Source organism: Sphingomonas echinoides ATCC 14820, from assembly GCF_000241465.1.
GTDB classification, from domain to species: domain Bacteria; phylum Pseudomonadota; class Alphaproteobacteria; order Sphingomonadales; family Sphingomonadaceae; genus Sphingomonas; species Sphingomonas echinoides.
Genome location: NZ_JH584235.1, coordinates 1,250,017 through 1,264,175, shown reverse-complemented (window position 1 = coordinate 1,264,175; position 14,159 = coordinate 1,250,017). Strand labels below are relative to the sequence as shown.

At 66.7% G+C, this 14,159-nt stretch carries 12 protein-coding genes; all 12 read left to right on the top strand.

Annotation, left to right across the window (positions count from 1 at the left end):
• Positions 1 to 271: 271 nt before the first annotated feature.
• Positions 272 to 772 carry a division/cell wall cluster transcriptional repressor MraZ gene (locus tag ON00_RS06035; RefSeq protein ID WP_010404021.1) on the top strand — a complete coding sequence of 167 codons (501 nt, stop codon included), beginning with the start codon at positions 272 to 274 and terminating at the stop codon, positions 770 to 772.
• On the top strand, positions 733 to 1,728 hold the full coding sequence (gene rsmH / locus ON00_RS06030; protein ID WP_211207108.1) for a 16S rRNA (cytosine(1402)-N(4))-methyltransferase RsmH: 996 nt from the start codon (positions 733 to 735) through the stop codon (positions 1,726 to 1,728). Before ON00_RS06035 ends, rsmH begins: the two co-directional genes overlap by 40 nt.
• Complete coding sequence (locus ON00_RS06025; RefSeq protein WP_010404018.1) at positions 1,728 to 2,333, top strand: hypothetical protein; 606 nt, start codon at positions 1,728 to 1,730, stop codon at positions 2,331 to 2,333. The genes rsmH and ON00_RS06025 overlap by 1 nt, the downstream gene beginning before the upstream one ends.
• Entirely contained in the window at positions 2,330 to 4,069 is a 1,740-nt protein-coding gene (locus tag ON00_RS06020; protein ID WP_010404016.1) for a peptidoglycan D,D-transpeptidase FtsI family protein, read from the top strand. Before ON00_RS06025 ends, ON00_RS06020 begins: the two co-directional genes overlap by 4 nt.
• Positions 4,066 to 5,481, top strand: a complete 1,416-nt coding sequence (locus ON00_RS06015) for a UDP-N-acetylmuramoyl-L-alanyl-D-glutamate--2,6-diaminopimelate ligase (RefSeq protein ID WP_010404015.1) — start codon at positions 4,066 to 4,068, stop codon at positions 5,479 to 5,481. Before ON00_RS06020 ends, ON00_RS06015 begins: the two co-directional genes overlap by 4 nt.
• Positions 5,478 to 6,851 (top strand): UDP-N-acetylmuramoyl-tripeptide--D-alanyl-D-alanine ligase, encoded by a 1,374-nt coding sequence (locus ON00_RS06010; protein WP_010404013.1) that lies wholly within the window; start codon positions 5,478 to 5,480, stop codon positions 6,849 to 6,851. Before ON00_RS06015 ends, ON00_RS06010 begins: the two co-directional genes overlap by 4 nt.
• Complete coding sequence (gene mraY / locus ON00_RS06005; protein ID WP_010404011.1) at positions 6,851 to 7,921, top strand: phospho-N-acetylmuramoyl-pentapeptide-transferase; 1,071 nt, start codon at positions 6,851 to 6,853, stop codon at positions 7,919 to 7,921. The genes ON00_RS06010 and mraY overlap by 1 nt, the downstream gene beginning before the upstream one ends.
• Positions 7,918 to 9,321 carry a UDP-N-acetylmuramoyl-L-alanine--D-glutamate ligase gene (murD, locus tag ON00_RS06000; RefSeq protein ID WP_029622473.1) on the top strand — a complete coding sequence of 468 codons (1,404 nt, stop codon included), beginning with the start codon at positions 7,918 to 7,920 and terminating at the stop codon, positions 9,319 to 9,321. The genes mraY and murD overlap by 4 nt, the downstream gene beginning before the upstream one ends.
• The gene (locus ON00_RS05995) at positions 9,318 to 10,556 is read left to right on the top strand and encodes an FtsW/RodA/SpoVE family cell cycle protein (protein ID WP_010404008.1); all 1,239 of its coding nucleotides are present in this window, start codon (positions 9,318 to 9,320) and stop codon (positions 10,554 to 10,556) included. Before murD ends, ON00_RS05995 begins: the two co-directional genes overlap by 4 nt.
• Positions 10,553 to 11,713, top strand: a complete 1,161-nt coding sequence (gene murG / locus ON00_RS05990; RefSeq protein ID WP_010404005.1) for an undecaprenyldiphospho-muramoylpentapeptide beta-N-acetylglucosaminyltransferase — start codon at positions 10,553 to 10,555, stop codon at positions 11,711 to 11,713. The genes ON00_RS05995 and murG overlap by 4 nt, the downstream gene beginning before the upstream one ends.
• On the top strand, positions 11,710 to 13,113 hold the full coding sequence (gene murC, locus ON00_RS05985) for a UDP-N-acetylmuramate--L-alanine ligase (RefSeq protein WP_010404004.1): 1,404 nt from the start codon (positions 11,710 to 11,712) through the stop codon (positions 13,111 to 13,113). Before murG ends, murC begins: the two co-directional genes overlap by 4 nt.
• Positions 13,114 to 13,259: 146 nt before the next feature.
• Positions 13,260 to 14,159, top strand: a 900-nt coding sequence (gene murB / locus ON00_RS05980) for a UDP-N-acetylmuramate dehydrogenase (protein WP_029622472.1), incomplete at its 3' end; no start/stop codon positions are given.

The following is a 14,159-nucleotide window of genomic DNA, read 5'->3' as shown; positions in this document are numbered from 1 at the left end:
TCCCCGAAAATCCCCTATCCCGACGCGAACGCATCAAGAACGAGCTGATATGACGCGCAAAAAATCCGTGGAGAATCGAAGCGATTGAGGCTTTGTCCCGTCAAATCCCCGCGTTTCCCCTTGTGTCCCCAGCTGGCCCCGTGTAGCTTCTGCTTCATCAGGGGCAGACTCATCTCGCCTGCGCACCATGCGCTGACCATGCGGGCACCTAGCGTCGCGAACCCGCGATTCTGGGCAGGGGAGAGGCTTGCCCACCGAGTGCGGGGTAAGCGTGGACGACCGGAGCGAATATCAGGGGGACGGCCTCGGTCTTGTCGATGACAAGGGCCGGGTTGCGATTCCTGCATCGCTCAGACAGGCGCTGGCGGCGAACAGCCCGCGCGCCGATGGCAAGGATGGCGGCACCGTCATCGTCGGTGTCCACCCGCAGCAGAAGTGCCTGCGCGCTTACGACCCCGCTTACGTCAAGATCCTGAAGGCCGAGATCGAGGCGATCCAGGCGCGCCAGCTCAATGAACTGGGCGAGCCCAATTACAATCTGAAGCGCCGCGGCGCGAGCGGCGAGCCCGTGCCGTTCGATGGATCGGGCCGCTTCATCATGCCCGGCTTCCCGCGCGATTACGCCAATATCGGGGAAAACGCCTTCTTCTGGGGCACGTTCGACTGGATCGAGATTTGGGATCCGAAGACGTTGATCGACGCGGTCGATGTCGATCCGGCGATGCAGGCGGCATGCCGCTACCACTGCAAGGTGAAGGGGATCGCGCTGTGAGCGACGCCCCGCACATTCCGGTGCTGCTCGACGAAGTGGTCGATGCGCTCGCCATCGACGCGGGCGCGGTGCATGTCGATGCGACCTTCGGCGCGGGCGGCTATACCCGCGCGATGCTGGCGCGCGGTGCCCGCGTCTTCGCCTTCGATCGCGACCCCGATGCTATCGCGGCGGGCGAGCCGTTGGTACGCGACGCCGATGGTGCGCTGACGCTTGTCCCTGCCACCTTCTCCGCGCTGGATGCCGAATTGACCGCGCGCGACGTCGTGCCGGTGCAGGGCGTGACGATGGACATCGGCGTGTCGTCGATGCAGCTCGATCAGGCCGAGCGCGGGTTCAGTTTCCAGTCGGACGGTCCGCTCGATATGCGGATGAGCCAGGAGGGCGAAAGCGCCGCCGACTTCGTCAACGAAGCCGACGAAGGCCGGATCGCCGATGTGCTCAAGACTTACGGCGAGGAGCCGCGCGCCAAGCGGGTCGCGCGCGCGATCGTCGCGGCGCGCCCGATCACGCGGACGAGTGAGCTGGCGCATGTCGTGCGCCGTGCGCTTGGCTACAAACCGCATGACAAGAAGGACCCGGCGACGCGGACCTTTCAGGCGATCCGCATCCACATCAACCGCGAATTGGGCGAGCTGGCCGACGGTCTCGCGGCGGCAGAGCGCGTGCTCGCGCCTGGCGGGCGGCTGGCGGTGGTGACGTTTCACAGCCTCGAAGACCGCATGGTCAAGCGCTTCCTGCGCGAGCGCTCGGGCGGCTTGCCATCGGGATCACGGCATTTGCCCGAAGTGGCGGCGAAACATGCGCCGAGCTTCGAGCAGGTCGGGCGCGGGGTTCGCGCCAGCGAAGACGAGATCGCGCGCAACCCGCGTGCGCGGTCGGCCACCTTGCGCACCGCACGGCGTACCGGTGCGGCGGCGTGGCCGGAAACACCTGGGACAGAGGGATTGCTATAATGCTGGGGCTGGCGTGGAAGAGTCTCGGATGGTTTCTGGCTGGCGTCGCGGTGGCGCTCGGCTTTCTGCTCGTGCCGCTGCAGGTCGCGGCGGAGCGCAAGAAGCTCGACCGTACCGCGAGCGAGATCGAACGCGCGCGGCGGGATATCCGCGCGCTGGAAACCGAATTCGACACTCGCGCCAACCTCGCGCAGCTCGATAAATGGAATGCCGAGACGCTCGGGCTGGTCGCACCGGCCGAAGGGCAGTTCGTGCAGGATGAGGCCGCGCTCGCGTCGATCGAACCGGGCAGCGCCCCTGCGCCCGGCACGCCCGCCGTGCAGATGGCCTCGTTCGTGCCCGCAGCACCCGTTACCGCGATGACCACCGAGCGGTCTCCTGCGACGCAACCTGTCCTGCACGCGGCCACTGCCACGACACCTGCTGCGCGAGTCGAAGGGCCAGCGGCCCAGCGTGCCGCACCGCCTGCGCGCACGGCGATGGCCGCAGCCGCGCCGCCCAGGCCGCGTGCCGCGGTCGCGATGCTCGACCGGGCCTTGCTCGACGATAGCATGATCGGGGATTTGCGCAGCGGCGCTCGAGCGGAAAGCCGGTCGGCGCGATGAGCACCCTCGTCGCGCGCCCCCTCCCAGCCAGGCGATCGAGCGATCAGCGCCATGCGCTGGTCGCGGTTGCGCATGTGCGGTTGATGATGCTGATGCTGCTGATTGGCGCGGGCTTCCTGCTGGTGATCGTGCGGATCGCGCTGCTGGGGCTGCTCGGCTCCCCCGCCGGGGCGGCGACGCTGACGGTCAATCCGGTGGTGCGCGCCGACATTCTGGATCGCAACGGCCAGCCGCTGGCGCGCACGATCGAAGCCTGGACAATCGGCGTGCGTCCGGCGGAATTGCTGGGCGATCGCCAAGGCCTGGCGGATCGCCTGGCGGCGGCGATGCCCGAGCATGATTCGGCCTGGTATCTGCAACGCCTGACGATGAAGGCCAAGTTCACCTATCTCGACAAACATGCCTCGCCCGCGATGGTGAACCAGATCCACGCGCTCGGCGAACCCGGCATCGTCTTCGCGCGCGAGCCCGAGCGGCTCTATCCGCAATCGACGATGGCGGCGCATGCGCTTGGCTATATCGGGCCGACCGCGACCGACCCCAACATCATGGGCCGCGCCGGGATCGAGCGTGCCTTCGATACGCGACTGACCGACCCGCGCCACCGCGGCGAACCGATCGCACTGTCAATCGACGCGCGCGTGCAGACGGCGATGGAGAGCGAACTCGGCCGGGCGATGATCACCTTCCAGGCCAAGGCGGCGACTGGGCTGGTGCTGGACGTGCACACCGGGGAAGTGCTCGCGATGGTCTCGCTGCCGGTCTACAATCCCAACAAGCTGACCGGCACGACCAGCGACGCGCTGCGCAACAATGTGACGCAATCGGTCTATGAACTCGGTTCGACCTTCAAGCCGATCACCATGGCGACCGCGATCCAGAGCGGCACGATCACCTCAATGGCGCGCCGCTTCGATGCGACCGCGCCGCTCAAGGTCGGTGGCTTCACGATTCACGACGAACGCGGCGATCCGAAGCGCTGGCTCAACATCCCTGAAACGCTGATCTACTCGTCCAATGTGGCGACGGCACGGATCGCGGACGAACTGGGCAAGGACAAGCTGTCCGCGATGTTCACCGGCATGGGCTTTGGCGAGCGCCCGTCGATCGAATTGCGCGAGCGGGCCGGCCCGATCTGGCCGCGCTATTGGGGCCGCACCACGGTGATGACGACGGCGTACGGCCATGGCATCGCGGTGACGCCGCTGCACTTGGCGAACGCCTATGCGACGATGGTCAATGGCGGGATTTGGCGGCCAACCACCTTGCTCAAGGTCGCGCCCGGACAGGCACCGGCAGGGCGGCGGGTGCTGTCTGAGGCGACCAGCGCGCGGATGCGCCAGCTCCTGCGGCTCGTCTGCCTCTATGGCACCGGGCGCAAGGGCGATGCGCCGGGCTACCGCGTTGGCGGCAAGACCGGCACCGCCGAAGCGGCGTCGAACGGCGGCTATGATCATCACCGCAACGTCGCCACCTTCGTTGCCGCTTTCCCGATGGACGCGCCGCGCTATGTGGTGCTGGCCATGCTCGATTCGCCCGAAGGCACCAGGGAAACGGCCGGCTGGAAGACGGCGGCATGGAACGCTGCGCCGGTGGTGGGGCGAGTGATCGCGCGGACCGGGGCGATCCTGGGTGTGATGCCCGATGCGAGGCGCGATGTGGATATTAGCGATCTCCGGCCGATGCTGACTCTCGTCGCCGGGGCAACGCCGCCGAGCGGCGCGGAGGAACAGTGAAGCTTTCAACGCTGGTCGGCGGTGCGCCCGATGCGACGGTCACGGGTTTTGCGATCGACCATCGCAAGGTAGCGCCTGGCGTCGTGTTCGGCGCGTTTCAGGGCGCGGTCGTCAATGGCGAAGACTATATCGCAGCCGCCGTCGCGGGTGGCGCGATTGCGGTGGTGGCGCGCCCGGAGGCGCAGGTGGTTGGCGCGCTGCATATTGCGGATGCCAACCCGCGCCGTCGCTTCGCCCAACTCGCGGCACAGTTTTTCGCGCCTTTCCCAGAGGTTGCGGTCGCGGTCACCGGCACCAACGGCAAGACCTCAACGGTTGAGATGGTGCGGCAATTGTGGCGGATGGCGGGGTTCCATGCCGCCTCGATCGGCACGCTTGGCGTCACCACCGCCGATGACCGCGTTTCGACCGGGCTGACCACACCCGACATCGTCACTTTCCTGTCCAACGTTGCCGGTTTGAAGCGCGAGGGCGTCAGCCATCTCGCGTTCGAGGCGTCGAGCCACGGCCTGTCGCAATATCGCACCGAAGGGCTGGCGGTACGCGCCGCCGCCTTTACCAATCTCAGCCGCGATCATCTCGATTATCACGGCACGATGGCGGCGTATCTTGATGCCAAGCTGCGCCTGTTCAGCGAAGTGCTCGCCGATGATGGCACGGCGGTGGTGTGGGCGGACGATCCTGCCTCGGCTCGCGTCGCCGAGGTCGCGCGCGCGCGTGGCCTTCGCGTGCTCTCGGTCGGCACGACGGGCGAAACGCTCAAGCTGGTCGGGCGCGATCCCACCTTGCTCGGGCAGGGCTTGGTGATCGAGGCGGAGGGCAAGACCTATAAGGTCACGCTGCCGCTGATCGGCGCCTATCAGGCGGCCAATGCGCTGACCTCGGCTGGCTTGGTGATTGCGTGCGGTGGGGACGTCGCCACCACGATCGCCGCGCTCGGCCGGTTGCAGCCGGTGCGAGGGCGGCTGGAGCGGGCGGTGATCGCGGCGCAGGGTGCCCCGGTCTATGTCGATTATGCGCATACCCCCGATGCACTGGAGGCGGCGATCTCGGCGCTCAAGCCGCATGCGGCGGGGCGGCTGATCGTGGTGATCGGCGCGGGCGGGGATCGCGACCAGGGCAAGCGCATCGAAATGGGGCGGATCGCTGCGGCGATGGCCGACCATGTCATTGTGACCGACGACAATCCCCGCTCGGAAGATCCCGCCACGATCCGCGCGATGGTGCTGGCAGGCGCGCCCGAGGCGACCGAGATCGGGTCGCGCCGCGACGCGATCGGCGCGGCGATCGCCATGGCCGGGCCACAGGACATCGTCCTGATCGCGGGCAAGGGGCATGAACAGGGGCAGATCGTCGGCGATCTGGTGCTGCCGTTCGACGATGTCAGCGTCGCGCGGGAGATGGCAGCGTGAGCCTGTGGACCTCCGCTGCGATCGCCGCCGCCACCGGTGGCACGGCGTCAGGCGACTTCACCACCACCGGCGTGACCTTCGATTCGCGCGAAGTCGGCCCCGGCGACCTGTTCGTCGCGATGACGGGTGCGGCGACCGATGGCCATCGCTTCCTCGACCAGGCGTTTGCGCGCGGCGCGGCGGGGGCGTTGGTGTCGCAGCCGAGCGCGCACCCGCATGTTCTCGTCCCCGATACGATAGCCGCACTGGAGAATCTCGCCCGCGCCGCGCGTGCGCGCACGGCGGCGAAAATCATCGGCGTCACCGGCTCGGTCGGCAAGACCGGCACCAAGGAAGCGCTCTACGCCGCGCTGGAGCGTGGCGCGCGGGCGCGGACGCATCGTTCGGTCAAAAGCTATAACAACCATACCGGCGTGCCGCTGAGCCTGGCGCGGATGCCCGCCGAAACGCGCTTCGGCGTGTTCGAAATGGGCATGAACCATGCGGGCGAACTGGCGCATTTGACCACTTTGGTGCGCCCGCATGTTGCGATCATCACCACCATCGCCCCGGCGCATACCGAATTCTTCCGCGACGAATCCGCCATCGCCGATGCCAAGGGTGAGATTTTCCAGGGGCTGGAGCCGGGCGGCGTGGCGATCGTCCCTTATGACAGCCCGCATCGTGACCGCCTGATCGCCGCCGCCACGCCTTATGCGGCGCGGATTGTGACCTTTGGCCTCGACAAGGGCGCAGACGTTCGCGCGATCGAAACGATGCGCACCGAAAGCGGCGGCACCTTCGTCACCGCCGTCGTCGGCGCGCGCGAACTGAGCTTCACGATCAGCCAGCCGGGGCAGCATTGGGTGTCCAACAGCCTGGCGGTGCTGGCGGCGGTCGATGCGGTCGGTGGCGATCTCGCATTGGCGGGGCTGGCGCTGGCCGAACTGGGCGGCCTCGCCGGGCGCGGCGCACGCTTCACGGTTCCGGTCGGGGCCGGGCAGGCGCTGGTGATTGACGAGAGCTACAATGCCAATCCGTCGTCGATGCGCGCGACGCTCGCCGTGCTCGCGGCGGAACCCGCCAAGCGCAAAATCGTCGTGCTGGGTGAAATGCGCGAGCTTGGCGACGGCAGCGATGCCTATCATGCCGGGCTGGCCGAACCCGTTCTTGCCGCTGGCGTCGAAGCGGGCATTCTCGTCGGTGAACGGGCCCGCCCGCTGCTGAACGCGCTTGAGGGCAAGGGCGATTTCGTCCATGTCGCCGACGCCGCTGCGGCGCGCGCCAGCCTGTCCACCATGCTGGCACCGGGCGATGCGGTGCTCATCAAGGGATCGAACGGCGTGGGGTTGGCGGCGGTTGTCGCTGGCCTGCGGAGCGGGGAACACTAATGCTCTATTTCATCGCCGCCTATCTCGGCTTCCCGAGCGTGCTGAACCTGTTTCGCTATCTGTCGTTCAGGACTGGCGGCGCGGTGGCGACGTCGCTGTTCCTGGGGCTGTTGATCGGCCCGCGCTTTATCGGCTGGTTGCGCGTGCGCCAGGGCAAGGGGCAACCGATCCGTAGCGACGGCCCGCAATCCCACCTCGCCAAGCGCGGCACGCCGACGATGGGCGGGCTGATGATCCTGACCTCGATGGTCTTTTCGATCCTGTTGTGGATGGACTTGTCCAACCCGTTCGTCTGGGCGTGCACCTTCGTGACGCTGGGCTTTGGCGCGATCGGCTTCCTCGATGATTATGACAAGGTACGCAAGGCGAGCACGGCTGGCGTTTCCGGGCGGCTGCGGCTGGTGTGCGAATTCGCCATCGCCGGGATCGCCGCGACGATGATCGTGCATGAAAACGGCACGCATCTGTATTTGCCGTTCTATAGCGGGCCGGTGATCGAGCTTGGCTATTTCTACATCGTCTTTGCCGCCTTCACGATCGTGGCGTTCGGCAATGCGGTGAATTTGACTGACGGACTGGACGGTCTGGCGACGATGCCAGTGATCATCGCGGCGGTCGCCTTCATGCTGATCGTGTATCTGGCGGGCAACGCCAAGTTCGCGGCCTATCTCGGCATTCCGCATGTGCCGCACGCTGGCGATCTGGCCATCTTCTGCGGCGCGATCGTCGGGGCGGGGCTGGCGTTCCTGTGGTTCAACGCGCCGCCCGCGGCCGTGTTCATGGGCGATACCGGCAGTCTCGCGCTGGGCGGCGCGCTCGGCGCGATCGCGGTGGTGGCGCATCACGAGATCGTGCTTGGCATCATCGGCGGGCTGTTCGTGATCGAGGCGATGAGCGTCATTATCCAGGTGTTCTTCTACAAGCGCACCGGCCGCCGCGTGTTCAAGATGGCCCCGATCCACCACCATTTCGAGCAACTCGGCTGGAGCGAGCCAACCGTGGTGATCCGGTTTTGGATCATCGCGCTCGTGCTCGCGCTGGCAGGGTTGTCGACGTTGAAGCTCCGGTGATCGTATCGCCCCTCTGGCGCGGCAAGAGCTACGCTGTGCTGGGGCTTGCGCGCTCTGGCGCGGCGACCGTGCGCGCGTTGCTGGCGGGCGGCGCGGCGGTGACGGCATGGGATTCGGATGCGGCTAAGCGTGAAGCGCTTTCGTCTCCCTCTCCCCGCTTGCGGGGAGAGGGTCGGGGAGAGGGGGAGTCTGCAGCGGGCGGCACGTTCGGCATTCCAGGACAGCCCCTCTCCCCGACCCTCTCCCCTGAAGGGGAGAGGGAGATTTTGACCTTCGCCGACCCCGAATCCCTCGATCTGTCCGGTTTCGACGCGCTCGTCGTTTCGCCCGGCGTGCCGCTCAACCGTCACCCGGTCGCGGCCAAGGCGCGCGCGGCGGGGGTGCCGATCATCGGTGATATCGAATTGTTCGCGCAGGCGCGGCCCGCACTGCCGCCGCACAAAGTGGTGGGCGTCACCGGCACCAACGGCAAATCGACCACGGTTTCGCTGATCGACCACATCCTGCAAACCGCAGGCGTGCCTTCGCGGCTGGGCGGCAATATCGGCTTGCCGATTCTGGAGCAGGAACCGCTGCCCGACGGCGGCGTGTATGTGCTCGAACTGTCCAGTTATCAGATCGACCTGACGCAAACACTCGACTGTGACGTCGCGGTGCTGCTCAACATCACGCCCGATCATCTCGACCGGTATGATGGCTTTGACGCCTATGCCGCGTCTAAGGCGCGCCTGTTCGCGATGCAGTCGGCGACGCACGCGGCGATCATTGGCATTGGCGATACCCCCTCGGCGCAAATCGCGCGCAGCCTGTCGGCGCGGGCTGAGCATCTCACCAAGATCGCGCCCGGCGTGTGCATGGACCAATCCCGCTGGCCCTCGTTGCAGGGGCCCCACAACGCGCAGAATGCGCTCGCCGCGATTGCGGTGGCGCAGGCGCTGGGCGTGCCCGAAGCGGTGATCGATGCTGCTTTGCAAAGCTTTGTCGGTCTGGCGCACCGTATGGAACGCGTCCGCGTCCTGCGCGGCGTGACCTATGTCAACGACAGCAAGGCGACCAACCCGGAATCGACCGCGCCCGCGCTGGCCGCGTTCGGGCGGATTCACTGGATTCTGGGCGGCAAGGCCAAGGCCGACGATCTCGACGCCTGCGCGCCCCAATTCGGGCATGTCGTGCGCGCGTACACCATTGGGCAATCGGGCCCGCGTTTCGCCGAGATCCTGCAGGGCACGGTACCGGTCGAGCAAAGCGGCGATCTTGCCACCGCCGTCGCCGCCGCCGCGCGCAACGCACAGCCCGGCGACACCGTGTTGCTGTCGCCCGCCTGCGCCTCCTTCGACCAGTTTCGCGATTTTGAGGATCGTGGCGAGCAGTTCCGCCGCCTGGTCGAGGCGCTGGCATGAGCGAGGCGCGCGGGCCGACCCCGAAATTGTGGCGGAGCATGAAGGGGCGCGGCGGACGTGGCGACCGCTCGGCGCTGGGCATGTGGTTCTGGGATATCGACCGGATGCTGCTGCTGCTGACGCTGCTGCTGATCGCGGTCGGGCTGGTCGCCGTCGGCGCGGCGTCGCCAGCGGCGGCAACGCGCTATTCGGACGACAAGCACCATGTGCCGCCGCTTTACTATCTGTGGTGGCAGCTGGCGTGGGTCGGCGTGTCGTTGCCGGTGTTGCTGGTCGTTTCGATGCTGCCGGTGGCGATTGCGCGGCGGATGGCGTTGATCGGGACGATCGCCTGTCTGGTGCTGCTGATGCTGGTGCCGGTGGTCGGGGTCGAGAAGAACGGCGCGACGCGCTGGCTGAATTTTGGCGTGTCGCTGCTCCAGCCATCCGAGTTTCTGAAGCCGTTCTTCATCGTTACGGTCGCGTGGATTCTGTCGATGCGCGCGCAGGATGAGGCGTTACCCGTCGTGTTCATCACCGGCGCGATGACCGCGTTGGTCGCGGTGCTGCTGATGCTGCAGCCCGATTTCGGGCAGACCGTGGTGTTCTGCGTGGTGTGGATGGCGCTGCTGATGATTTCGGGCACATCGCCCAAAGTGATCGTTGGGTTGATCGCGGCGGTACCCGCCGGGCTGGTTGCCGCCTATCTGTTCTACGGTACGGCGCGCGCGCGCATCAACGCCTTCCTGTTCCCGGGGACGGAAGGGGTGGGGGCCGCCGACCATTTCCAGACCAATGCCGCGCATGACACGATCACCGCTGGCGGCTGGCGCGGCACCGGGCCGGGCGGCGGATCGATGAAATTCCGGTTGCCCGAGGGGCATACCGATTACATTTTCTCGGTGATCGGGGAGGAGTTCGGGCTGCTCGCGTGCATGGTGATCGCCTTGCTGTTTCTGGCGATCGTGGTGCGCGTGTTCGTGAAGCTGCTCGACGAGGAAGATGAATTCCGGCTGTTCGCGGCCGCCGGGCTTGCTACGCAATTTGGTGTTCAGTCGCTGATTTCGATGGCGGTCAATACTGGCCTTGCGCCATCCAAGGGCATGACCCTACCGTTTATCAGTTATGGCGGATCCTCGCTGATCGCTTTGTCGATCGGGATGGGCTTGCTGCTGGCGTTCACTCGGCGCAATCCCTTCGTCACGCGATCAAAATACATCGCCCAGCGGGGCAGCGGGCATCGGAGCGGGGTATGAGCACGGCACGGCATTTCGTTTTGGCGGCGGGCGGCACTGGCGGGCATATGGTCCCGGCGGCGGCGCTGGCGGCGGAACTGATCAAGCGCGGGCATTATGTCGCGCTGATCAGCGATGAGCGCGGGGTGCGCTTTCCCGGCCTGTTCGAGGGCATCCAGACGCACATCCTGCCCGCCGGGCGGCTGAGCGGCGGGCCGATCGGCTATATCAAGGCGGCGTCGGCAATGCTGAAGGGCCGCGCGATGGCGATCGAGCTCTACAAGAGCTTCCGGCCGGATGCAGTGATCGGTTTCGGTGGCTATCCGGCGTTGCCTGCGCTCCTGGCCGCGTTCAATCAGGGCATCCCGACGGCAGTGCATGAGCAGAATGCCGTGCTCGGTCGCGTCAACCGGCTGGTCGCAAATAAAGTCGATGCGATCGCCACCTCTTACGAAGACGTCGCTCGACTGGCCCCCAAGGTGCGCGCGAAGACGCATCTGGTCGGCAACCCGGTGCGGGATGCCGTGCTGGCGCTGCGTTCCAAGCCCTATCCGTTGCTGGAGGAAGACGGCATTTTCCGGGTGCTCGTCACCGGCGGCAGCCAGGGCGCGAGTGTGCTGAGCCAGGTGGTGCCCGATGGGCTGTCGCTGTTGCCCGTCGCGTTTCGTCGCCGCCTGCAAGTGACGCATCAGGCGCGGATCGAGGATATCGATGCGTGCCGCGCGAAATATGCCGAGCTGTCGATTGCGGCGGATCTCGCGACCTATTTGCCCGATCTGCCCGAGCAGCTTGCCTGGGCGCATGTGGTGATTGCGCGCGCGGGGGCTTCGACGCTGGCGGAACTGACCTGTGCGGGCCGCCCGGCCATCCTGGTACCGCTGCCGACGGCCACTGACGATCACCAGACCGCCAATGCGCGCGAAATGACGCAAGCGGGCGGCGCGCGCACGATCGACCAGCGCAATTTCACGCCCATTGAGCTGGCCAAGCAGATGCAGCGGCTCGGGCTTGATCCCGAAGCGTTGCAGAATGCGGCGGGGCGGGCGCGGTCGTGCGGTCGGCCCGATGCGGTGCGCGATCTGGCCGATCTGGTCGAGAGCCTGGGCGATACGCCGGGCGACATGCCGATTGGCGCGCCGCGCGCGGTCAAACTGGGGAAACGGGAGGCTTTTGCGTGAGGGGTGTCGCAACCGACATCGGGACGATCCACTTCGTCGGCATTGGCGGCATCGGCATGTCGGGCATTGCCGAAGTGATGAAGAATCTCGGTTATGCCGTGCAGGGGTCTGACGTGGCCGAGGGCTATGTCGTGGAAGGGCTGCGCGCCAAGGGCATTCCGGTCGCGATCGGGCACCGCGCCGACAATCTGGGCGATGCGGCGGTGATCGTCACCTCGACCGCAATCAAGCGCGGCAACCCGGAAGTCGAAGCGGCGCTGGAGCGGCGCATTCCGGTCGTGCGCCGTGCGGAAATGCTCGCCGAACTGATGCGCCTGAAATCGACCGTCGCGGTCGCGGGTACGCATGGCAAGACGACGACGACTTCGATGGTCGCGGCGTTGCTCGATGCCGGCGGGGTCGATCCCACCGTCATCAACGGCGGCATTATCAACAGCTACGGCTCCAACGCGCGCCTGGGCGCGAGCGACTGGATGGTGGTCGAGGCCGATGAGAGCGACGGCAGCTTCCTGCGGCTGGACGGCACGATCGCGGTGGTGACCAATATCGATCCCGAGCATCTCGACCATTATGGCTCGTTCGATGCGGTGAAGGATGCGTTCGTCGAGTTTGTCGAGAATGTGCCTTTCTATGGCGCGGCATTGCTGTGCCTCGATCACCCCGAGGTGCAGAACATCATCCCGCGCGTGCGCGACCGGCGCGTGGTGACCTATGGTTTTTCAGCGCAGTCGGACGTGCGCGGCGTCAACGTGACGCCCACGCCCGGCGGCAACCGCTTCGAGGTGATCATTCGCCACCGTGACGGCACGACGCGCTCGATCGAAGGTATCGATTTGCCGATGCCGGGCCGCCACAATGTGCAGAACGCGCTGGCGGCGATTGGCGTGGCGCTGGAACTCGGCATCGATGACGCGACGATCCAGCAGGGGTTCGCCAAGTTTGGCGGGGTGAAGCGGCGTTTCACCAAGGTCGGTGAGACGGGTGGCGTCACCATCATCGACGATTACGGGCATCACCCGGTCGAGATCCGCGCGGTGCTGTCGGCGGCGCGCGAGGGCGTGCAGAACCGCGTGATCGCGGTGGTCCAGCCGCATCGTTATTCGCGGCTCGGCGATCTGATGGAGGAATTCCAGGGCGCGTTCAACGACGCCGATATGGTGTTCGTGGCCCCGGTTTATGCCGCAGGCGAAGCCCCGGTCGAGGGCGTCGACGCCGAGGCGCTGGTCGAGGGGCTGAAGCGGCGCGGACATCGCTCGGCCGCGACGATTGCCGATGCGGGTGCGTTGGCGCAGGCGCTCGCCAAGGTGGTGCAGCCCGGCGACATGGTGGTGTGCCTGGGCGCGGGGGATATTACCAAGTGGGCGGCTGGGCTGGCGGCTGGCATTGAGGCGGTTAAGTGAGTGCGACGGTTTCTTCTCCCCTCCCGCTTGCGGGAGGGGCTGGGGGAGGGCCTGTCGAAGGCGTTCCGCAGGCGTCCAGGTCATTCCCTCCCCTAACCCAGTCCGAGGTGAACGATGCCCCGCATCGTTCAGGTCATGCCGGGGGCATGACCGACCTCGGACTCGCAAGCGGGAGGGGAATAGAAGGCCGCGTGACCCAAAACGCCCCGCTGGCACCGCTCGTCTGGTTCAAATCGGGCGGCTCCGCGCAATGGCTGTTCGAACCCAAGGATGTCGCTGATCTCAGCGCCTTCCTCGCCGCGCTCGACCCGGCAATGCCGGTGATGGCGCTCGGCCTCGGCTCCAACATGATCGTGCGCGATGGCGGCGTTGCTGGCGTCGTCATCCGCTTGGGCAAGCCCTTCGCCACGGTCGAACGGCTCGATGCGACCACGCTGCGCTGCGGCGGTGGGGCGAGCGGCATCCTCGTCTCCTCCACCGCGCGCGATGCGGGGATTGGCGGGGTGGAATTCCTGCGGTCGATCCCCGGCACGGTCGGCGGCTTCGTGCGCATGAATGGCGGGGCTTATGGCCGCGAGACCAAGGACGTGCTGGTCGAATGCGAGGTCGTGCTGCGTTCGGGCGAGCAGCGGACGCTCACGGTAGAGCAGCTTGGCTATACCTATCGCCATTCGACCTTGCCGGAGGGGTGTGTCGTCGTCAGCGCCACCTTCCGTGGCCATGCCGAGGAGCCTGCTGTCATCCAGGCCGAAATGGACCGCATCGCTGCCGCGCGCGAGGAATCGCAGCCGCTGCGCAGCCGCACGGGCGGTTCGACCTTCAAGAACCCGCCAGGCGAAAAGGCATGGGCGCTGATCGATGCCGCCGGGTGTCGGGGTTTGCGCATCGGCGACGCGCAGGTCAGCGAGAAGCATTGCAATTTCCTGCTGAACCTCGGTTCGGCCACCAGCGCCGAGATCGAGGCACTGGGCGAAGAAGTCCGCGCGCGCGTGAAGGCGCAGTCGGGCGTGACGCTGGAGTGGGAAATCCAGCGAGTAGGCGAGAAC